We start from the raw sequence: 19,947 nt of genomic DNA, 5'->3' as shown, positions 1-19,947 counted from the left end.
ATCTTCCCGGCCGCGTCAGCATCGGCCAGTACCTCGGCAAGAACGATGTCCCAGGTGCCGTCCTCGGCGTAACGGCGGTGCCGTTTCCACACCGTCTGCCATGGCCCGAACACCTCCGACGGCAGGTCACGCCACGGAATCCCGGTCCGGTATCGATAGATGATCGCTTCGACAACCTGCCGGTTGTTGCAGAACGGACGCCCTTGCCGCCCAACGTTTGACGGCAACAACGGCTCGATCCGCTCCCACTGCGCATCACTGAGCGACTCACACCTAGAACTCATCCACCGATCATCAGCGACCGATCACCCAATCATTAGGAGACACGCCCTAGTCGACGGCGGTCGCCGCCCGCTCGGCGATGATGTCGGCCAGCAGCTCCGGACGGCGATCCGGCAGCCAGTGATTGGCTCCCTCAATGACTTCCAGCTTGTACGGCGCATCCACATACCGCTCGGTCAGCAGCGCGCCCTTACGGTCCAGCGCGACATCGCCGTCGCTCCACACGTGGGTGGTGGGCCGGGTGATCTTGGCGCCGAGCTGGTCCCGCGGCTCGAACGGCAACGCGCGATACCAGTTGAGCGCCGTCGTCAGGGCCGGCGTGTCCATCACCTCGGCCTTCGAGATCGCCAGGGCCTCGCGCGGCATGCCGGCTCGGGTCATCATGAAGCGCGCGAACGCTTCTCCCGCTTTCGGCAGCTGGAAGATCCCCATATAGAACGATCGGAGCGCCTGCCCGCTGGTCACCATCGACTTGAAGAACGCCGCCGGGTGCGGCACCGACACCGTGGTGAGGGTGCGCACCAGGTCGGGACGTGCGGCCGCGATCGACCACGCCACCATCGCGCCCCAGTCGTGGCCGACCACATGCGCCGGACCACCGGTCAGCTCGATCAGTGCCGCGATATCGGCGGTCAACTTGTCGGTGGTGTACTGCCGACGACCAGTCGGCCGCGCGCCGGCCGAGTAGCCCCGCTGGGTGGGCGCGAGCGTCCGGAACCCCTTGCCGTGCAGTAGCTCCGACACCGCCGACCAGGATGCCGCAGTCTGCGGGAAGCCGTGCAGCAGGACGACCACGTCTCCGTCGATGGGTCCGCTGTCGACGACGTCGAAGGTCAGCCCGTCATGGGTGTACTGCGAGATTCGATCGGCCATGCTGAGAATCTACGCCGAACCCACCGCGACTGTCGTACGGTGCGACGATGGGGCGTTACAGCGAATCATTCCGGCAGAGCGTCGACGATCCGGAGGGCTTCTGGCTCACCGCGGCACAACTGGTCTCCTGGGTCGATCCGCCGACCCGGGCGTTGGATGATTCGAACGCACCGATCTACCGCTGGTTCCCCGACGGCACGCTCAACACCGCATACAACGCGCTCGACCGCCACGTCGCCGCCGGCCACGGCGACCGGGCCGCGCTCATCTGGGATTCGGCGATGGTCGGCGAGACCCGCACCTACAGCTATGCCGAGCTCCTCGACGAGGTGTCCCGATTCGCCGGAGTGCTGGCCGGGCATGGCGTCGGCGCCGGCGACCGCGTGGTGATCTACCTGCCGATGATCCCGGAAGCCGCGATCGCGATGCTCGCCTGCGCCCGAGTCGGGGCGGTGCATTCGGTGGTGTTCGGCGGATTCGCGGCACCCGAGCTGGCGGCCCGGATCGCCGACGCCGACCCGGTCGCGATCATCACGACCTCGGGCGGCCTCGAGCCCGGCCGCACCGTCGAATACCTGCCGATCGTGGCGGCCGCCCTCGAGATGGTGGATACCGCGCCGTCGACCGTGATCGTCAAGGACCGTCCGCAGATAGCCGGCAGCGCGACCGACCACGCCGGCTGGCTCGACTGGGACGACGAGATGTCACGGGCGCAACCGGCCGATCCGGTCACGATCGCCGCGACCGATCCCCTCTATATCCTCTACACGTCCGGCACCACCGGGAAGCCGAAGGGCGTGGTGCGCGACAACGGCGGTCATGCGGTCGCCCTGGCGTGGTCGATGGGCAACGTCTACGACATCGGACCCGGCGATGTCTGGTGGACCGCGTCCGACGTCGGCTGGGTCGTCGGGCATTCGTACATCGTCTACGGACCGCTGCTGGTCGGCGCCACCACGGTGATGTACGAGGGCAAACCGGTCGGCACCCCGGATGCCGGCGCGTTCTGGCGGGTGATCGCCGACCACAGGGTCGCCGCGCTGTTCACCGCACCGACCGCGATCCGCGCGATCCGCAAGGCCGATCCGGAAGCGAAAGAGCTTTCCCGATACGACATCTCGTCGCTGCGCGCGCTGTTCGCCGCCGGCGAGCGCCTCGACCCCGATACCTTCGACTGGGCGGCCGGCGTGTTGGGCATCCCGATCGTCGACCACTGGTGGCAGACCGAGACCGGCTGGGCGATCGCCGCGAACCTGCGCGGACTGGAACCGATGCCGCTGAAGGCCGGATCGCCGACCGTGCCGGTGCCGGGCTACGACGTCGGGGTGCTCGATGCCGCCGGCACACCACTGGGCGCCGGGCAGGAAGGCAACATCGTCATCAAGCTGCCCATGCCTCCCGGCACGCTCGCCGGACTCTGGCGTGACGAGGCGCGCTACCGCAGCTCGTATCTGTCGACCTTCGACGGCTACTACCTCACCGGGGATTCCGGATACCTCGACGACGACGGCTACGTCTATGTCCTCGGGCGGTCCGACGACGTCATCAACGTGGCCGGCCATCGGCTGTCGACCGGCACCATCGAGGCCGTCGTCGGCAGGCATCCGGATGTCGCCGAATGCGCGGTGATCGGCATTCACGACGATCTCAAGGGCCAACGGGCCAGCGGCTATGTGGTGCTCAAGGCCGGCGCCGATACCGACCCCGACCGGCTGCGGGACGAACTGGTCGCGCTGGTGCGCGAACAGATCGGCGCCGTCGCGGCGTTCCGCGATGTCACCGTCGTCGCCGCGCTGCCCAAGACCCGGTCGGGCAAGATCCTGCGCAAGACGATGCGGCAGATCGTCGACCGGGAGGAGTACCTCGTGCCGTCGACCATCGAAGACCGGGACGTGCTCGAGGCACTGGTGCGGCAGCTCGGGTAGCGCCGCTACCCGCCGACGGCGATCTCCGGAACCCTGGTCGCGCGGACGAAGACCTCGTCGCCCTCTTTCAGCTGCAGCGCCTCGGCGTCGCCGCGGGTGATCTGGGCGTGGAACTCGTCGCCGCTGGCCGCGTTCTTCAGCTCGACGCGCACCTCGAATCCCAGGTGCACCACGCGGGTCACGTGAGCCTTGACGATGCCCGCCTGAGCGGCCGCCGCGTCCACGCCGACACCCGAGGCGGCGAGCGCCATCTCCGGCGTGCGGCCCACCCGGATGTCATGCGGGCGTACGAGTACGCCGTTGACTCGCGCCGTCGATCCGAGGAACGACATGACGAATTCGTTGGCCGGCCGGTCGTACAGGTCGTCCGGCTCACCGACCTGCTCCAGCTTGCCGTTGGCCAGCACCGCGATCCGGTCGGCGACGTCCAGCGCCTCCGCCTGATCGTGGGTCACCAGCACCGTGGTCACGTGAACCTCGTTGTGCAGCCGGCGCAACCACGCCCGCAGATCCTCACGCACCTTGGCGTCCAGGGCGCCGAACGGCTCGTCCAGCAGCAGCACCTTGGGGTCGACCGCGAGCGCCCGCGCCAACGCCATCCGCTGGCGCTGACCGCCGGAAAGCTGTGCGGGGAAACGAGTCTGGAACCCGGCCAACCCGACGACCTCCAGCAGCTCGTCGACCTTCGCCTTGACCTCGGCCTTGGGCCGCTTGCGGATCTTGAGGCCGAAGGCCACGTTCTCGCGCACATTCATGTGTTTGAACGCGGCATAGTGCTGGAACACGAATCCGATATCCCGCTGCTGCGGCGACAGATTCGTCACGTCCTGCCCGTTGATCCGCACCGAACCGGAATCGAGACGATCCAGGCCGGCGATCGATCGCAGCAGCGTCGACTTCCCGGACCCCGACGGCCCGAGCAGTGCGGTGAGCGACCCGTCCGGAATGTCCAGGGTCACGTTGTCCAGGGCCGCGAAATCGCCGTAGCGCTTGTTCGCTCCCACCACCGAGATGGTCATGACACGCTCTCTTCCTCGTCCGGTACGGGCTGTAAGTCTTCTTGGAGAATCAGGCTCTTCTTGGGCTTCTTGTCGGCCCGGCGCTCGATGAGCGTCATCGCCGCCAGGACCACCAGCGCGATCAGCATCAGCAGGGTGGCCGCCGCGTAGGCGCCGAACTCGTTGTAGTCATCGGTATATCGCGAGGAGACCAGCAGCGTCAGGGTCTGCGAAACGCCCGGGAAGTTCGACGACACCATGGTCACCGCGCCGTATTCGCCGAGCGCACGCGCGACCGTCAGCACCACGCCGTAGGTCAGGCCCCAGCGGATGGCCGGCAGGGTGATCCGCGAAAACGTCTGCCAGCCACCGGCACCCAGCGTCGCCGCCGCCTGCTCCTGCTCGGTGCCGATCTCGCGGAGCACGGGTTCGACCTCGCGGACGACGAACGGCAGCGTCACGAAGATGGTCGCCAGCACCATGCCCGGCAGGCCGAATATCACTCGGAATCCGAGGCTTTCGACGCCGCCGAACCAGCCGCCGTAGCCCCACAACAGGATCAGGGCCACACCGACGACCACGGGCGACACCGCGAACGGCAGATCGACCACCGCTTCCACGATCCGCTTGCCACGCCACCTGCCCCGCACCAGGGCGAGCGCGACCGCGACGCCGAAGACCACATTGAGCGGGACCACGATCACCACGATCAGCAGGCTCAGCTGCAGCGCGGAGATCGCGGCCGGGGTGGTGATCCAGTCCCAGAACTGGCCGAAGCCGTGCTCGAACGAACGCCAGAAGATCAGCGCCACCGGAACCACCAGCAGCACGAATAAGTACAGCAGCGCGATCGCGCGCAACGAATAGCGCGTCAACGGGTTGAGCTTCATTCGCCCGCCTCCCGCGACGTCGACCGACGCGCGATGACGCGCAAGACGAACAGCACCACGAACGCGATGATGAGGAGCACTAGCGAGATAGCCGCCGCACCCTGATTGGAATCCTGCTCGATCTGCTGCTGGATGAGCTGCGAGGCCACCTGAGTATGCCCAGGGATGTTGCCGCCGATCAGCACTACCGAACCGAATTCGCCGATGGCCCTGGTGAATGCGAGGCCGGCGCCGGACAGCACGGCCGGCGCCAGCGACGGGAACACCACCTTCCACCAGATCACCGAATTCCGGGCGCCGAGCGAGGCCGCCGCCTCCTCCACCGACCGGTCGACCTCGATGAGCACCGGCTGCACCTGACGCACCACGAACGGCAGCGTCACGAAGGCCAGCGCGATCACCAGCGCTGGCTGGGTCGCATTGAGCTGGATGTCGATCGGGCTGTTCGGACCGTACAGCGACAGCAGCACCAGGCTGGCCACGATGGTCGGCAGCGCGAACGGAAGGTCGATGAGCGCGTTGACGAATCGCTTGCCGGGGAAGTCGTCACGGACCAGAACCCAGGCGATCACGGTGCCCATCACCACATTGATGAGCGCGACCGCGATCGACACCAGCACGGTGATCCGCAGCGCGTCCAGCGAGGACGGGGACGTGACGACCGACCAGAAGGCGCTCCAGCCGCCGTCGAAGGACTTGACGGCGATGGCGGCCAGCGGCAGCAGCACGATCAGGCTCAGCCACAGACCCGCGATGCCGAGGCCGAGCGGGCCGCTCACCCGCCGCCGGAAGACACTGCCGCGGGTGCGCAGTGCAGCCGTCGTCATGAGGTGCCTCCGTTGAAGATCTTGCTGATCGACCCCTTGGTACCGAACAGCTTCTTGCTCACCACATCCCAACCGCCGAGGTCCTTGACCGTCCACAGCCTGGCGATGTCGCCGTGTCCGGCGAACAGGTTCGCCGTCTGTGCGGCTACGGCCGGGTCGACCGGCCGGAATCCCTGCTGCGCCCAGATGGTCTGCGCGGCCGGGGAATACAGCCAGTTGACGAAGGTCGTGGCGGCCTGCCGGTCGTCACTGGTGTTGACCACCGCGACCGGGTTCTCGATCTTGAACGTCTGCGTCGGCACGATGTAGTCGATCTGCTGGCTGGCCGGCGAGTGCACGGTCTTGCGCGCCAGCATGATCGCCTCGTTCTCGTAGCTGATCAGTACATCGCCCTGGCCCTGCTCGAACGTCGTCGTGGCCTGGCGGCCCGAACTCGGCGACACCTTGATGTGGTCGGCGACCAGCTTCTGCACGAAATCCAGGCCGGCCTGCGGATTCTTGCCGCCGTTGCTCTCGGCGGCATACGGCGCCAGCATGTTCCACTGCGCCGAGCCCGAGCTGGCCGGGTTCGGCGTGATCACCTCGACACCCGGCTTGAGCAGGTCGCTCCAGGTATGGATGTTCTTCGGATTGCCCTTGCGGACCACCAGCACGACGACCGACCCGAACGGCACACCGGTCCCGTTAGGGCTCTGCTGCTTCCAGTCCTTGTCGACCACGTTCGCCTTGACCAGTCGCGTGATGTCCGGCTCCACAGACATGTTCACCACATCCGCCGGCACATGCCGGGCCACCTTGCGGGACTGGTCGCCCGACGCGCCGTACGACTGCGAGAAGCCGATGTCGTGACCCTCCGGGGTGGCACGGAACGCCGGGATGATCGCGTCGAAACCCGGCTTCGGCGTCGCATACGCGACCAGGTTGATGTGCTTGCTGCCGCTGGAGATGTTCTTGCCGCCCGGCACGTCCGTGGAGCCGCCGCCGCACGCGGCGACGAGCGCCGCGACCACGGCTAGCAGGATCGCAGCAAGCGACGCCCTGCCCATCGTCCGGGGCGGACCTGAGTTGATCACTGAACTTCTTCCTCGAGTCGCTGGAGAGCTGACAATAACGACAACACTGCCCGGGGTACCGGCCGATCGGGTCGGCATTCACCACCAGGTGGAAGTCAGCGACACATGACGTCACGAACACACCGGTATTCGACCGCGAACAGCGCAAGGCCGTGCAGGGGTCGCAGGTGGCGTGACATGCGCAGAAGATTATCAGTCGGCCCCGCACGGACCCGAACTCGCGCGGGCAGTCAGGGCCCTCACCTGCCCGTTCGACGACGGGCGATTTGACTTCGGCCCTCAGCGAGTGAAGAACCAGGCGATCACGATGATCACCAGCAGGGCGAGCAGCGCCCAGGTCACCTTCGAACGCGGCATCGCGTCAGTCCTCGCCATCAGTGCCGGTGCTGCGTACGCGGTCCCACATCCAGAAGAACCCGTTCACCAGCATGTTCAACAAATATGCGCAGGCAATGGCCAGCGGGATCAGCACCGCAACCGAGACCAGCACCTGCGGAACGAACGACAGTCCCGTCAGCCACTCCTCGACGCTGTCCCACCAGTCGAGAAAGCCGTCCACAGTCGTCCAGCCTAGCGGCTCGGCTTTGATCGACCGTCATCCCTTTTATTCACCGTGCGTTTATTCACCGTGCGCGCGAACCACCGCCACCGCATGATTGAGCAATGCCAACTCCCGCAGATTCCGATGTGTCGGCATTCGCCCCGGCGACCACGACCTCCAATGTGTTTCCCCCGATCGAGGACTACGCGTTTCTGTCCGACTGCGAAACCAACTGCCTGATCGCCCGCAACGGGGCGGTCGAATGGATGTGTGTCCCCCGGCCCGACTCGCCGAGCGTGTTCGGCGCGATCCTCGACCGCGGCGCCGGCCATTTCAAGCTGTCCCCTTACGGCGTCAACGTCCCGGTCGACCGGCGCTACCTGCCGGGCAGCCTCATGGTGGAGACGACCTGGCAGACCGACACCGGCTGGATCATCGTCCGCGACGCGCTGGTGATGGGCCCGTGGCATGACAACAACTCGCGTTCACGGGTGCACCGGCGCACCCCCACCGACTGGGACGCCGAGCACATGCTGCTGCGCACGGTGCGCTGCGTCAGTGGCACGGTCGACCTGACGATGAGTTGTGAACCGGCCTTCGACTACCACCGGTCGAGCACGGTCTGGGAATACTCCGGGCCGGCCTACGGCGAGGCGGTCGCGACGGCCACGCGCACCGACACCGTCTGCCCGACGCTGAAGCTGACGACGAATCTGAAGCTCGGACTGGAGGGGCGCGAGGCTCGGGCGCGGACCCGAATGGTCGAGGGCGACAACGTGTTCGTGGCCCTGACGTGGTCGGCGCAACCTGCCCCGCAGTCGTGGGACGAGGCGTCGACGAAGATGTGGTCGACCGCCGAGTCATGGCGGCAGTGGATCAATGTCGGCGAGTTCCCGGATCACCCGTGGCGCAGCTATCTGCAGCGCAGCGCCCTCACCCTCAAGGGCCTCACCTACTCCCCGACCGGCGCGCTGCTCGCCGCCGCCACCACCTCACTGCCGGAAACCCCGCAGGGCGAACGCAATTGGGACTACCGCTACGCATGGGTGCGCGACTCGACCTTCGCCCTCTGGGGTCTGTACACCCTGGGCCTGGACCGCGAGGCGGACGACTTCTTCTCCTTCATCGCCGACGTCTCCGGAGTCAACAACGGGCAGCAGCACAATCTGCAGGTGATGTACGGCGTCGGCGGCGAGCGAACGCTGGACGAATATGAGCTGGAACATCTTTCGGGCTACGACGACGCCCGGCCGGTGCGCATCGGCAACGGCGCCTACGACCAGAGCCAGCACGACATCTGGGGCACCATCCTCGATTCGTTCTATCTCAACACCAAATCGACCGAGGCCGTGTCGCAGACGCTGTGGCCGGTGATCCAGAAGCAAGTCGAGGAGGCGCTCAAGCACTGGCGCGAACCCGACCGGGGTATCTGGGAAGTACGCGGCGAGCCAAAGCATTTCACCTCCTCGAAGGTGATGTGCTGGGTCGCCCTCGATCGCGGCGCCAAGCTGGCCGAGATGCACGGCGCGAAGTCGTATGCGCAGACCTGGCGCGAGAAGGCCGAGGAGATCCGTGACGACATCCTGGCGAACGGCGTCAACAAGGACGGCATCTTCACCCAGCGCTACGGCAGCGACGCCCTCGACGCCTCACTGCTACTGATCGTGCTGCTGCGATTCATGCCGCCGGACGACGAGCGCGTCCGAAAGACGGTGCTGGCCATCGCCGATGACCTGAGCGAGAACGGGCTGATCCTGCGCTACAAGGTCGAGGAGACTGACGACGGCCTCTCCGGCAAGGAGGGCACGTTCGCGATCTGTTCGTTCTGGATGGTCTCGGCGCTCGTCGAGATCGGCGAGCTGGCGCGGGCAAAGGCGTTGTGCCAGCGAATGCTTGCGTTCGCGTCACCGCTGAAACTGTACGCCGAGGAGATCGACGCCGACACCGGCCGGCACCTCGGCAACTTCCCGCAGGCGTTCACGCATCTGGCGCTGATCAATGCCGTCACCCACGTGATCCGTGCCGAGCAGGCGGCCACCCACGGACGCTGAATCGGATCTCGGCACGGTTAGCAGCTACTCGAGCGCGCGGACCGTCGCATTCTGATACCGCGCCCGCTGATCGACCGATAACGCCGGGCCGAATTCGACGACGATGTTCTCCACCTGGAACCTCCCCGGTTGAGCCTGGTCGTAGAGTTCGGCCTCGCCACTGGTGGCGAACTGCAGCAGCGTGAGCTGTGGCGTCGACATCGCGGCGGCGCATTTTGCTGCGCCGCATACTGTCTCGGTCGCATCCTGCGGCTGTGCCGCGGGCAGTCCGAGATCGCGATACTCGGCGAAGATCCCACTGATCTCCGAGGGGTCGACGGCCGCTTGTCCGTTGTTGGCGCGGTCGTCCTGGCGGCTGCACGCCGTACCGAGGAGCGCCATCGCGACAAGGCACCCGACCGCGAGCACCGCCCGCGGGCTACGCAACTGCATCCGGCGCCAGGGAGAGTGCGACCAGCGGCACTTCACTCACCGGTCGACCGCTCGCATTTTCGATCGTGCCCCGCAACGTCTTCCACGCCTTCGGGTGCTGCGCCTGATAGCGCTCAAGACACCAGTGAGCCGCATCCTGATCCAGGAAGGTCACGTCCGCCGGCGCCGACCGCAGGCGTCCGATGCTGACCCGTGCCGCGCCGTTGGCCTGGAGGTTTCGGAACCATTGTGCGCGGTCGCCGAACCCGCTCGCGACCACGAGCACCCCGTCGGCGGGATTGTCGACCACCTCCAGACACACGTACCGCGACTGACCGCTACGTCGGCCGAGATGCTCCAGCATCAGCATCCGGTGTCCGAGGACCCATCCGAGGCCATGGCGATAGAGAAACAGCGGCGCGCGCACCACGGCCCGCACACGCAGGAGACGCGCCGCGGCGGCCCCGGGATCGAGCGGCCCGCCTTGGATCCGGTTCATGTCTCCTCCTCGTCGCCGGTTGCCGGTCGATCTGAACTCTGTTCGCCGGCGTCGGTCGAGAGTCCGTGCAGTGCGGCCAGTTTCGCGTTGTATGCCGCCAATGCGGCATCGTCGGCATCGATCCCCGCGCCGTCGGGCCGGTCGGCGTCGGGTGTCGTCCCGATGGTCTCGCGCTGACGGATCCCGTCGAGCCAGCCGCCCATGCTGCCGTCGCGGGTGGCGATCCACTCCCGGGCGACCACGAGCATCAGCAGCATCATCAGGCCGTCACCGCCGACCCACATGATCGCGCCCGCCGCGTTCTGGTCCGTCAGAGCGCTGGGGCCCCAGCCCATGCGCGAATCGGCGAACCCCGGCGCCAGCACCGTGCCCGTCATCATCAGAGCGACGCCGACCACGGTGTCCGGCAGCATGCAGATCGCCAGAAGCCCGAACCGCATGGGGTGCGGCAGCCGCCGGCCGGTCATCTCATCGCCGACGAGCGGCAGGAAAAGCAGATAACCGGAAACGAAGTACAAAATCAGCTCCAGATCGTGAATCCACATGTGAGTCACCATCAATTGCGGGAAACCGGTCAGATGAGTCCCGACGATCGTGATCGCATACAGCGGCACGGTGAATGCCGGATGGGTCACGAACCGAAACGGTCGGCTGCTTACGACAGCATCGACGGGACGTGGAAAACAGCTGTGCGCCAACTTGATCGGCTGAGCCGCGACCACGAGCACCGGGACCACCATGACCATCAGGAGGTGCACCAGCATGTGCGCCCAGAACAGGTTCGCGCCGTACACCGCCAGCGGACTGTTGATGGCCAGCACCAACGACAACACGGCACCGGCCGCCGCCAGCAACCGGAAGGCCGACCATCGACCACCATCTGGGGTGCACCGCCAGGCCATCCACAGGTAGGCCAGGAACACCAGTCCGATCACGAGAGACGCGATCGGCGTCGCGGCCCAGTCGCCCAGCAATTGCGGCCATCTCGGCGGTTGCATATGTCCCATGGTCATGTCGCACCCACTCTCGCGGAGCCCGTGATGATGTCCTCATGCGTCACCCAGCCGACCAGTCGGCTGTGATCGTCCGACAGCACCGGCAATCCCGTGCCGGCTCGTCCGACGAGCTCATCCAGCGCGTATTCGACAGTATCCGCGGCAATCACTGTCGGCGGTAGTTCTGCCAGTTGCCGGGCCGTCGCGACCGCCCGCTCCGGATCGGCCAATGCCTCCGCAACCGACTGCGCCGTCACGATTCCCCGGTATATGTCCCGATCGTCGACAACGGCGACAGCCGTCTGGCTCTTGCCGGCCATCAGCTTGGCGATTTCGGGCAATCCGACGTTTTCGCCGATACACGCCGGCGGGTCCTTGGCCACCTTCCCCACCGCCAGCTCACCCACGATGGTTTGCGGAGGCTTGTCGATGTTGATGCCGCGGCGCAACAGCTTTCGGGTGTAGATCGTGTCCTTGGACAAGAGGTGGCTGAACCCCGAGGCGATCGCCACGGCGGCCATCAGCGGAACGACTATCGAGTATTCACCGGTGAGCTCGAACAAAATGACCACGGCCGTGATCGGGGCTCGAGTCGCGCCGCCGAGCGCCGCTCCCATGCCGATCAGTCCGTAGGCACCCGCGGACTCGGTGAGGCCGGGCAGCAGGTGGTGCACTATTTGTCCGCATGCCGTGCCTGCCATCGCCCCGATGAACAGGGTCGGCGCGAACACGCCGCCCGATCCGCCGATGCCGATCGTAAGGCTCGTCGCCACCATCTTGCCGACGAGCAGCAAGAGCAGCATCCACAACACATAGTGGCCCTGAACTGCGTTCTGCAGCACCGGATATCCGACGCCGTACATTTCCGGCAGTGCCAGCAGCAATCCACCGAGCAGCACCCCGCCGACCGCCGGTCGCAGCCACTCCGGCCCGCGCCACAGCCAGTCGCAGGCGTCCTCGATCAAGTAAAGGACCTTCGAGAAGCAGACCCCCACCACTCCGACGATTCCGCCGACGACGGCAAAGAACAAGTACTCCAACGCATTTCGTGGCGAGAACGACGGAAGCGCAAGGAACGCATGATTGCCGAGCAGCGCGCGACCGACGATGCTCGCGGTCACGCTCGACAACACCACCGCCCCGAAGGACTCCGCTGCGAAGTCGCGCAGGATGAGCTCCATCGCAAAGAACGGTCCCGCGAGCGGAGCATTGAACGTGGCGGAGATCCCGGCTGCGGCACCGCAGGCGACCAGCAGCCGCATCCTCGGCGTGCCGACGTGAAGCAGCTGCCCCACCCCGGAACCGAGCGCGGACCCGATCTGCACGATGGGGCCCTCCCGGCCGACGGAGCCACCACCCCCGATGCAGATCGCCGAGGCCAAGGACTTGACGACAGGCACCCGTGGCGAGATCCGACCGCCCCGTTCCGCCACGGCCAGCATCACCTCGGGCACACCGTGGCCCCTTGCCTCCGGCGCCAGCCAGGACACCAGCGGGCCGTACAGGAGGCCGGCGATGACCGGGACTCCGATCACGAACCAGATGCCGAGTTCCAGCAGGTGCGCGTGCGGGACGCGTCCTTGGTCGGAGTAGTCGCCGTAGCCGGTGAACAGCTGGGTGGCGGCCTCGATCAACCATCGGAAGAAGACCGCGCCGAGCCCGACGCCTGCACCCACGACCAGCGCGATCGGCACCAGGGCCGAGGACGATTCCCGTAACCACCGGGCCGGCGAGAACTCGCGCGGCATCCGGAGGGCGCCGGCTCGGCGTGCGTTCTCCAGCATCACTGTTGCAGTATGCAACAGTTAGTAGATGCAATCCAATCGTGGGTGCAGCTGCGCGTGGATTATCGTGACTCCGTGAGTGCGCACCCTGCTCGACGTGAAACCGGAATCGACGCCGATGACGTCGCCGACGCCGTGCTGACGGCGTCTCGGCTGCTCGTGTCGTTGTCGGCGCGCTCGATCGCCGAGGTCGATGACACCATCACCATCGCCCAGTTCCGCGTGCTCGTTCTCCTGCGAACCCGGGGCGCGATGAACCAGGCGACTCTTGCGGGGCATCTCGAGGTGCAACCGTCGACCGCCACCCGCATGGTCGACCGGCTGGTGAGCGCCGAGCTGGTCCAACGCGTCCCGCGGACTCGGCGTGAGGTGACGATCGACCTCACCGAGCGCGGGACGCGCACGGTCGATCAGGTGACGCGCCGCCGTCGCCGACAGATCAGCACCGTCATCAGTCGAATGAGCCCCGCAGCCCAGGCCGGGCTGTTGGATGCACTCAACGCGTTTGCCGCCGCCGGCGACGAGCCTCGCGTCGGCCGCGAGCTCGATACCTGGCTTTGACGATCCACGCCCAAATCAGGCGGCCCAGTCCGGGTATGTCACCCAGCTGGGAGGTTCGGGGTCGGGCAGGCGGTCGAACTCGCGCGCCCAGCGCCGGCCTTCGGCCCACCAGTCCCGATGCTCCCGCCGTAACTGTTCATCGACCATCTGGTCGTGCAATCGTCGCCGGAACCAATCGACATACTGCCGCGGTTTATGAACGGTGTTGCCACGCAACGGCTCACCCGAGCCGCGCTGGGTCCAACCGATCCGCGCCGACCGGCCGTCGGGAAGCTGGCCGGTGGTAGTGACCGAATCGATGAGCCGGGTGATCCAGCCGCCCGGCCCGTCATGAACGTGGGCGTGGTCGCCGCCGCACGCCAAGGTCATCACGGTGATATCGGTGCGGCCACCGTTGACCCATTCCTCGATGTGGTGCACCTCGGTACGGGAAGGTGGTTGGTCGCAGCCCGGCCGGGTGCAGCCGCGATCGGCGGCGATCAACGCGATCCGCTGATCGGCCGACGCCAGCCGACGCTGCCGGCCCAGGTGCAGCGGCCGATCCCGATCATCCAGCACGGCAAGGAACGGCCGCCCGGCCCCCGCCAGCGTGAGCGCGTCCTTGACCGGCAACGTGCCACCCGAGGCGGTCGTCGCGATCCCAGTCTCCGACTCCAGCTCATCAAGTGTCATCGTGGCGATGATCTGCGCCGGCAGCCCGCGATGCGAGCCGAGCTCGCCGGAGGACACGACCCACTGCAGCATCGCCTTGAAAGCATCATGATTACGCTGCGCCGTAGATCTGTTGTCCCGCCCCGCAGCCTCTTCCAGCATCGTCGCGTCGACATGCTCACAGCTGCCCGACGGAGAATCGGGATCATCAGGGTTGTTCATGCCCGGCTTGGCCCACACCTCGGCCACGACATCCCACAGCGCCCGGGTCGCCGGGGTGAGCGTCGCGGACAGTCCGGACATGTGATCGACCCCCTGCGGGTTCATCGAAAAACGCCGCCGCCGTTGCCGATCGACATCGTCGAAGTCACCGTCCAGGTTCAGATACGCGAGCAGTCTTATCCCGACTCTCCGCAACTGATCCGGCGCCAGCGTCCGCGTGTACTCAGCTAACGCGGCCTCGACGTGAGCGACCTCCTCGGAATCGATCGCGACGGCTGCGGGGATCTGTTTCATGACCTCGGCGATCACCCGGTAATGCTCGACCGACGCCACCCCTTCGGCGATCGCGGCGGCGGTCGCGGGCCGATACGGCCTCACCGATTCCCCCGCCAGGTCTGTCAGCACCGCGAGATCCTCGGCGGCGCGCACCAGCGCATACCCGGCCGACCGGTTCAACCGCAGCCGCTCCGCCAGCCATACTCCGGTCTTCTTATTCTCCCGCACAGCGATCGACCGCACCCGCACCTCGGCGGTCAGCTGCACCCGCACCGCGGTATCCCGCCGATACCCGCGCTCCACCACGTCGACAGCCTCTACGACCTGATCATCCGACAACGGCGTCCAATCGGCCGCCACCAGCGCCCGCGAACACGCCTCACGAACCGCCAACAGATCGGCCGGACCCAGCTCCTGGATCCGGTCGACCACCTCGCCGATCGATTCGCTCATACGTTCGACAATACAGACAAAGCGGACACCTCGCCATCAATCGAGACTCGCCCCAGCCACCGGTCAATCTTGCCAATTTATTCATCGATCGTTACATTAACTGACCATGGCGCGACCCAGGGACGAGGCTAAGCGAGTTGAACTGCTCGATGGAGTGATCGACTACATCGCAGTAGAAGGCCTGTCGCAGTTGTCGTTACGACCACTAGCGGAGCGGCTCGGCACTTCGGCTCGCATGCTGTTGCACTACTTCGGCACCAAGGAACAGCTGCTGATCGAAGCATTGACCGCGCTTCGGCCGGACGCTCGCCGCGACTTCACCACCAGCAACGCCGACCTCGCGGGTACCCCTGAGTCGCGAGCCAGTCTCGGTGCGCTCCTCCAGGTATTGGCCGCGGCGACAGTCCCCGGAAGCAGCTTTGCCGACTACGCGCTGGACGCAGTCCGCGTGCCCATTGCGGATGTTGCGAGCGTGCTGCAGGAGCGATACGAGCTGGCCACCGACCCGGCCGTGACGGCAACCCTGCTCGTGTCAGGCCTGCGTGGTCTGGTTCTCGACCTGCTCATCACCGGCGATGAGCAGAGAGTGAACGCTGCCGCGGACCAACTGGTCGCGGCCGTGATCCCCTGCGCCGATACCCAAGACGCGCAGGCTGTTCACACCAAGGAGCACAAGGGGTGAACTCGTGCAAGGAGTTTGATGACGTAGTCATCTCGACGATATCGGCGACTACATCGATCGCCGATTCATTGGACGGTACTTGGGAGCGGTTATTGAGTGGCGAGTCGGGGATTCGAGCACTTGATGATCCGGCGCTCGAGGAGTTCGATCTGCCGGTGCGCATCGGTGGACAGTTGGTGACCCCACCGGCAACACTTCTCAGCCGCGTGGAGACCCGCCGTATGTCATACGTCGAGCAGCTTGCCGTCACGCTTTCCCGCCGGCTGTGGCGTGACGCGGGAGAGCCTCACGTCGACAACTATCGGCTTGGGGTGGTGATCGGCACCGGCCTCGGCGGCGCCGACGCGCTGGTGGACGCTGTCGACACGATGCGTGCGAAGGGCTATCGAAGGATCTCCCCGCTCGCGGTACAAATGACGATGCCGAACGGGCCGGCAGCCTGCGTTGGGGTCGAACTCGGGGCGAAAGCCGGTGTATCCGCGCCCGTTTCCGCGTGCGCGTCAGGCGCAGAGGCAATCGCACAGGCTTGGCGGATGATCGTCATGGACGAAGCCGACATCGTCGTTGCCGGCGGAGTCGAGGGACGGATCCACGCCGTCCCGATCGCAGCCTTCGCAATGATGCGCGCCCTGAGCACCCGCAACACTGATCCCGCCGCCGCATCGCGCCCGTTCGACAACGACCGCGATGGTTTCGTATTCGGCGAAGCAGGTGCACTCATGATCGTCGAACGCGAGTCTCACGCACGCGCACGCGGAGCGCCGCCGCTGGCACGACTAATCGGCGCCGCAACAACTTCCGACGGCCACAGCCTCGTGCCACCGCACCCTGAGGGCGAAGGCGCCGCACGAGCAATCACCGGCGCGCTGCGTCGGGCGCAGCTGGCGCCGAAGGATGTCGACCATGTGAACGCACATGCTACGTCGACCGGTATCGGAGACTTGGCCGAGGCCAAGGCCATTCGCTCTGCGATCGGAGTACACGCATCGATCTACGCACCGAAGTCGGCGCTCGGGCATTCCATCGGCGCGGCGGGCGCACTTGAGGCCGCGTTGACCGTCCAGACCCTCGCCAACCAGACCATCCCTCCGACGTTGAACTACGAGCTGCCCGACCCCCACATCGACTATCTCGACGTGGTCGATACACCGCGCAACTGCCGTATCGATCACGCAGTCAGCAACTCGTTTGGATTCGGCGGACACAACGTCGCGCTCGCATTCTCGCGCTAGCGAATGCGGCAATAAGAATTGCGCCACAGGGTATGCCGCTAGGCGGGCAGCAACCCCCGCCGCCGCAGCAACGGCTCGATGCGCGGTTCGCGGCCGAGCATGTCTCGATGCGCCGCAATGGGATCGACGCTGTCGCCCTTGGACAGCACGGCATCGGCGAAGCGCGCACCGCGCTCGCGGCGCAGCCCGCCGCCGTCGAGAAACCACTGTTCGGTGTCGGCGTCGAGCACCTCCGACCAGATGTACGAGTAGTACCCGGCCGAATAGCCGCCGCCGAAGATGTGGTTGAAGTAGGTGCTGCGGTACCGCGGCGGGATCAGCTCCAGGCCGAGTCCGGCATCCCGGAGTGCCTGCGCCTCAAAGGCTTCCACGTCGGTGATGGCGTCGGCCCGCTCGGCCGTGAGCCGGTGCCACGCCAGGTCCAGCACGGACGCCGCCAGATACTCGAGCGTCGAGTGTGCCGACACCTCCTGGCCCGCGGCGCGGGCGGCCGCGGCGAGCTCGGCCGGGATCGGCTCGCCGGTCTTGTGATGCACCGCGTAGTTCGCCAGTACCTCCGGATGCAGCGCCCACATTTCGTTGACCTGGGAAGGGAATTCGACGAAGTCACGCGGCACGGACGTGCCGGACTGCGACGGATAGCGCACCGTCGACAGCAGCCCGTGCAGCGCGTGGCCGAACTCGTGGAACAACGTCGTCAGCTCGTCGACGCTGAGCAGGCACGGTGCGTCGCCCACCGGCTTCGTGACGTTCAGAACGTTGACGATCACCGGCGTATCGCCGAGCAAAGTCGACTGGTCGACGAAGTTGTTCATCCACGCCCCACCGCGTTTCGACGGCCGCGCGAAGTAGTCGCCGAGGTAGAGACCGATGGCAGTGCCGTGCTCGTCGAACACCTCCCACACGCGCACGTCCGGGTGGTAGGTCGGCAGATCATGCCGCTCGGTGAACCGCAGGCGATACAGCCGGGCCGCGGCGTAGAACACACCCTTGGTCAGCACCGTGTCCAGCTCGCAGTAGTCGGCGAAATCGTCCAGATTCGTCTCCGAGCCGGACTTCTGTTCCTGCGCAAGCCAATACGTGACGTCGGCGGCATCCATCGGATCGCCCGACAGGGCGGTGAGCCGAGTGAGCTCGCGCCCGCCGGCGAGGCTGGCCGCCGCCGTCAATCGGCCGAGCAGCTCCGCGACCGTATCGACATCCGGCGCCGTCTCGTCCTCGATGACGTAGTGCGCGTGATCGCGGTAACCGAGCAGTTCGGCCCGGCGGGCCCGCAGGCGCGCGATCTCCAAGACATGCGCGCGGGTGTCGAACTCGTTGCCGCGCGCCCCGCGACCGGCCGCGGCATCGAGCAGCCGCTGCCGAACATCCTTGCGCTGCAGCGCCGCCAGCGCCGACTGGCTGGTCGGCAGATCCAGCGGCAGCAGGTATCGGCCGGAATGTCCCGCGGCCTCCGCGGCCGCCGCCGCGGCCGCGATCGCCGAATCCCCCAGGCCTTCAAGCTCTTCCGCATCGTCGACGAGCAGTGCCGCGGCATTGCTGTCATCCAGCACCAACTGGGAGAATTCGGTGGTCAGCACCGCCAACCGAGCGGAGATCTCGCGCATCTGTGCCTGACCGTCAGCGTCGAGCTGGGCACCGCGCCGCACGCTGGCGCGATATCGCTTCTCCAGCAGCCGCAGCGCGGGCTCGTCCAGGCCCAGCTCATGCCGCGCTGCGTAGACCGCCGCGACGCGGGCGAACAGCTGCGGATGCAGGGCTATCGAGTTCTCATGCTCGGTGAGCAGCGACGCGACCTCGGTGGCGACCTGCTTGCGCACCGGATTCGCGTCGGACCCGATCAGGTTGAAGAAGACCCCGGAGACGCGCGCCAGTTCGCGTCCCGAACGCTCCAGCGCCTCAATGGTGTTGACGAACGTGGGCGGGACGGGATCGCCGGCGATCCGCTCGACCTCGGCCCGGTGCGCGGCGATCGCGCGATCGAATGCCGGCCGAAAATCGGCGTCTTCGAATGCCGAGAAATCTGGCAAGCCGTGCGGATGTGGGCTGGGCGTCAGCAGCGCATCGATCGACATGAACCCGATCATAGGGCGATGGCAGCGGTATGCGACGCTTCGCGCCCGGCACCAGGAAGTCGAGGACTATGCCACGACTACACAACGGCTTACGAATGATGGGAAACACACGGGTGAGTCGCCCTCCAGCGGCGAGGGTGGCCAGCCGACCCCTGACCGCGGGGAAGGAGCCGATCGATGATCATGATCGAGACTGCGATCATGAGCGAGCAGTCGAGGTAGTGACAGTACATCGCACCGAAATAGCTGGGCCCGCCCCACGCGTTCGCGGTGAAATCGGGGTTCAGCCCGCCGACGATCTGTTCGCCCATCCGCCACAGCAGGTACCAGCACAGCAACGACAGCACCGTGATCGCGGCCATGCGCATCCGCCCCAGCCGGAGCCGGCGACGATGGCGACACAGTTGTCCGACCCGCCGCGCACACTCCGCTGCGAGCGGCGCGGGCGGCCGCAACCACGTCCACCTCGTCGCTGCCCCGATCCACACCAGCGCCACGACGGTCAGTCCGAGGTGGATCCCCCACGCGCTGGTACCTGCCACGTGCCTGACTGTGTCCGATCCACGATTCGCGTAATCGATTGCTCCCGTGATGATTCCGAGTAGAACCGCCGCCGCGCAGACGGCGACGAGCGTCCGCGAAAGAT

19 protein-coding genes are annotated in these 19,947 nt (G+C 66.5%); 5 read left to right on the top strand and 14 right to left on the bottom strand.

Annotation, left to right across the window (positions count from 1 at the left end; translation table 11 throughout):
* Positions 1-284: transposase (locus G341_RS0103895; RefSeq protein WP_018177401.1), on the bottom strand; the 284-nt coding region annotated here is incomplete at its 3' end.
* Positions 285-330: 46 nt separating this feature from the next.
* On the bottom strand, positions 331-1,155 hold the full coding sequence (locus G341_RS0103890; protein WP_018177801.1) for an alpha/beta fold hydrolase: 825 nt from the start codon (positions 1,153-1,155) through the stop codon (positions 331-333).
* A 47-nt stretch (positions 1,156-1,202) separates the two neighbouring features.
* On the opposite strand from G341_RS0103890, the gene G341_RS0103885 reads away from it, so the two are divergent.
* Entirely contained in the window at positions 1,203-3,080 is a 1,878-nt protein-coding gene (locus G341_RS0103885; protein WP_018177800.1) for a propionyl-CoA synthetase, read from the top strand.
* A 5-nt stretch (positions 3,081-3,085) separates the two neighbouring features.
* Here the strand turns inward: G341_RS0103885 and G341_RS0103880 are convergent, their stop codons facing one another.
* From G341_RS0103880 to G341_RS0103855, 5 genes are all read right to left on the bottom strand, one after another.
* Entirely contained in the window at positions 3,086-4,099 is a 1,014-nt protein-coding gene (locus G341_RS0103880) for a sulfate/molybdate ABC transporter ATP-binding protein (protein WP_018177799.1), read from the bottom strand.
* The gene (gene cysW, locus G341_RS0103875) at positions 4,096-4,968 is read right to left on the bottom strand and encodes a sulfate ABC transporter permease subunit CysW (RefSeq protein ID WP_018177798.1); all 873 of its coding nucleotides are present in this window, start codon (positions 4,966-4,968) and stop codon (positions 4,096-4,098) included. The genes G341_RS0103880 and cysW overlap by 4 nt, the downstream gene beginning before the upstream one ends.
* Positions 4,965-5,795: a sulfate ABC transporter permease subunit CysT gene (gene cysT / locus G341_RS0103870; RefSeq protein ID WP_018177797.1), complete on the bottom strand. Its 831-nt coding sequence runs from the start codon at positions 5,793-5,795 to the stop codon at positions 4,965-4,967. The genes cysW and cysT overlap by 4 nt, the downstream gene beginning before the upstream one ends.
* Entirely contained in the window at positions 5,792-6,841 is a 1,050-nt protein-coding gene (locus tag G341_RS0103865) for a sulfate ABC transporter substrate-binding protein (RefSeq protein ID WP_043450498.1), read from the bottom strand. The genes cysT and G341_RS0103865 overlap by 4 nt, the downstream gene beginning before the upstream one ends.
* A 388-nt stretch (positions 6,842-7,229) precedes the next feature.
* A complete protein-coding gene (locus G341_RS0103855; RefSeq protein ID WP_018177794.1) occupies positions 7,230-7,427 on the bottom strand; it encodes a hypothetical protein in 198 nt (65 codons plus the stop codon).
* A 104-nt stretch (positions 7,428-7,531) separates the two neighbouring features.
* On the opposite strand from G341_RS0103855, the gene G341_RS0103850 reads away from it, so the two are divergent.
* Positions 7,532-9,460 (top strand): glycoside hydrolase family 15 protein, encoded by a 1,929-nt coding sequence (locus tag G341_RS0103850; protein ID WP_051092631.1) that lies wholly within the window; start codon positions 7,532-7,534, stop codon positions 9,458-9,460.
* Between the two features lie 24 nt (positions 9,461-9,484).
* Here the strand turns inward: G341_RS0103850 and G341_RS0103845 are convergent, their stop codons facing one another.
* From G341_RS0103845 to G341_RS0103830, 4 genes are read right to left on the bottom strand one after another with little or no spacing between them, the layout of a single operon-like run.
* Positions 9,485-9,892 carry a hypothetical protein gene (locus tag G341_RS0103845; RefSeq protein WP_026303221.1) on the bottom strand — a complete coding sequence of 136 codons (408 nt, stop codon included), beginning with the start codon at positions 9,890-9,892 and terminating at the stop codon, positions 9,485-9,487.
* Positions 9,879-10,370, bottom strand: a complete 492-nt coding sequence (locus tag G341_RS0103840; protein WP_018177791.1) for a nitroreductase family deazaflavin-dependent oxidoreductase — start codon at positions 10,368-10,370, stop codon at positions 9,879-9,881. The genes G341_RS0103845 and G341_RS0103840 overlap by 14 nt, the downstream gene beginning before the upstream one ends.
* Positions 10,367-11,368 (bottom strand): cytochrome c oxidase assembly protein, encoded by a 1,002-nt coding sequence (locus G341_RS0103835; protein ID WP_018177790.1) that lies wholly within the window; start codon positions 11,366-11,368, stop codon positions 10,367-10,369. Before G341_RS0103835 ends, G341_RS0103840 begins: the two co-directional genes overlap by 4 nt.
* Positions 11,369-11,379: 11 nt before the next feature.
* On the bottom strand, positions 11,380-13,149 hold the full coding sequence (locus tag G341_RS0103830; protein WP_018177789.1) for a chloride channel protein: 1,770 nt from the start codon (positions 13,147-13,149) through the stop codon (positions 11,380-11,382).
* 75 nt (positions 13,150-13,224) lie between these two features.
* Here G341_RS0103830 and G341_RS0103825 point away from each other — a divergent pair, with 75 nt between their 5' ends.
* On the top strand, positions 13,225-13,710 hold the full coding sequence (locus G341_RS0103825; protein WP_026303219.1) for a MarR family winged helix-turn-helix transcriptional regulator: 486 nt from the start codon (positions 13,225-13,227) through the stop codon (positions 13,708-13,710).
* A 15-nt stretch (positions 13,711-13,725) separates the two neighbouring features.
* Here the strand turns inward: G341_RS0103825 and G341_RS20895 are convergent, their stop codons facing one another.
* The gene (locus G341_RS20895; protein ID WP_018177787.1) at positions 13,726-15,312 is read right to left on the bottom strand and encodes an HNH endonuclease signature motif containing protein; all 1,587 of its coding nucleotides are present in this window, start codon (positions 15,310-15,312) and stop codon (positions 13,726-13,728) included.
* Positions 15,313-15,418: 106 nt separating this feature from the next.
* On the opposite strand from G341_RS20895, the gene G341_RS20890 reads away from it, so the two are divergent.
* The gene (locus G341_RS20890) at positions 15,419-15,994 is read left to right on the top strand and encodes a TetR/AcrR family transcriptional regulator (RefSeq protein ID WP_018177786.1); all 576 of its coding nucleotides are present in this window, start codon (positions 15,419-15,421) and stop codon (positions 15,992-15,994) included.
* Positions 15,991-17,226: a KasA/KasB family beta-ketoacyl-ACP synthase gene (locus tag G341_RS0103810; protein WP_026303218.1), complete on the top strand. Its 1,236-nt coding sequence runs from the start codon at positions 15,991-15,993 to the stop codon at positions 17,224-17,226. The genes G341_RS20890 and G341_RS0103810 overlap by 4 nt, the downstream gene beginning before the upstream one ends.
* A 38-nt stretch (positions 17,227-17,264) precedes the next feature.
* On the opposite strand, the gene G341_RS0103805 is transcribed toward G341_RS0103810, so the two are convergent.
* Entirely contained in the window at positions 17,265-19,301 is a 2,037-nt protein-coding gene (locus G341_RS0103805; RefSeq protein ID WP_026303217.1) for a M3 family metallopeptidase, read from the bottom strand.
* Positions 19,302-19,390: 89 nt separating this feature from the next.
* Positions 19,391-19,843 (bottom strand): hypothetical protein, encoded by a 453-nt coding sequence (locus G341_RS20885; protein WP_051092629.1) that lies wholly within the window; start codon positions 19,841-19,843, stop codon positions 19,391-19,393.
* Between the last annotated feature and the right edge of the window lie 104 nt (positions 19,844-19,947).

The sequence above is a fragment of the Jongsikchunia kroppenstedtii DSM 45133 genome, from assembly GCF_000380485.1.
Taxonomy (GTDB): domain Bacteria; phylum Actinomycetota; class Actinomycetes; order Mycobacteriales; family Mycobacteriaceae; genus Jongsikchunia; species Jongsikchunia kroppenstedtii.
The sequence above is the reverse complement of the archived record's forward strand: the minus strand, read 5'-3'. Positions and strand labels throughout refer to the sequence as shown.

Excerpts from the sequence above, each read along its gene's own strand:
- G341_RS0103890 (WP_018177801.1), bottom strand. The coding sequence starts at position 1,155 with ATGGCCGATCGAATCTCGCAGTACACCCATGACGGGCTGACCTTCGAC.
- G341_RS0103885 (WP_018177800.1), top strand. The coding sequence starts at position 1,203 with ATGGGGCGTTACAGCGAATCATTCCGGCAGAGCGTCGACGATCCGGAG.
- G341_RS0103880 (WP_018177799.1), bottom strand. The coding sequence starts at position 4,099 with ATGACCATCTCGGTGGTGGGAGCGAACAAGCGCTACGGCGATTTCGCG.
- cysW (WP_018177798.1), bottom strand. The coding sequence starts at position 4,968 with ATGAAGCTCAACCCGTTGACGCGCTATTCGTTGCGCGCGATCGCGCTG.
- cysT (WP_018177797.1), bottom strand. The coding sequence starts at position 5,795 with ATGACGACGGCTGCACTGCGCACCCGCGGCAGTGTCTTCCGGCGGCGG.
- G341_RS0103865 (WP_043450498.1), bottom strand. The coding sequence starts at position 6,841 with ATGGGCAGGGCGTCGCTTGCTGCGATCCTGCTAGCCGTGGTCGCGGCG.
- G341_RS0103850 (WP_051092631.1), top strand. The coding sequence starts at position 7,532 with ATGCCAACTCCCGCAGATTCCGATGTGTCGGCATTCGCCCCGGCGACC.
- G341_RS0103845 (WP_026303221.1), bottom strand. The coding sequence starts at position 9,892 with ATGCAGTTGCGTAGCCCGCGGGCGGTGCTCGCGGTCGGGTGCCTTGTC.
- G341_RS0103840 (WP_018177791.1), bottom strand. The coding sequence starts at position 10,370 with ATGAACCGGATCCAAGGCGGGCCGCTCGATCCCGGGGCCGCCGCGGCG.
- G341_RS0103835 (WP_018177790.1), bottom strand. The coding sequence starts at position 11,368 with ATGCAACCGCCGAGATGGCCGCAATTGCTGGGCGACTGGGCCGCGACG.
- G341_RS0103830 (WP_018177789.1), bottom strand. The coding sequence starts at position 13,149 with ATGCTGGAGAACGCACGCCGAGCCGGCGCCCTCCGGATGCCGCGCGAG.
- G341_RS20895 (WP_018177787.1), bottom strand. The coding sequence starts at position 15,312 with ATGAGCGAATCGATCGGCGAGGTGGTCGACCGGATCCAGGAGCTGGGT.
- G341_RS20890 (WP_018177786.1), top strand. The coding sequence starts at position 15,419 with ATGGCGCGACCCAGGGACGAGGCTAAGCGAGTTGAACTGCTCGATGGA.
- G341_RS0103805 (WP_026303217.1), bottom strand. The coding sequence starts at position 19,301 with ATGTCGATCGATGCGCTGCTGACGCCCAGCCCACATCCGCACGGCTTG.